Source organism: Rhodococcus sp. MurmanLake-1 (assembly GCF_056945715.1).
Genome location: NZ_JBWZNF010000112.1, coordinates 1 through 232 on the forward strand (window position 1 = coordinate 1; position 232 = coordinate 232).

Here is a 232-nt window from a genome sequence, read left to right on the forward strand (position 1 = left end):
GTCATTGCCTGGCCTATTGCGTTGCCTTTGTAGGCGCGGTACTCGATGAGTGGACGGAAGAGGCCAGGCGCCTTCGCCACCGGGTACAGTTTTCGCGGCGTGATCACATGCGCGTCACGCCGACGAAGCCCGCGCGTGATGTCCTCCACCACTTCGTCGAGTTTGGCGAATTCCCACACTCCCGAGAAGTTGTTGGTGAGCCTGACCATGGCCGCATCGACCAGCAACGGCT

Annotated in this window: 1 protein-coding gene; it reads right to left on the bottom strand. The window is 61.2% G+C overall.

Annotated elements, in window-relative coordinates; translation table 11 throughout:
* On the bottom strand, positions 1 to 232 hold a 232-nt coding region (locus tag AC2ETI_RS32855; protein WP_483635081.1), incomplete at both ends, for a hypothetical protein.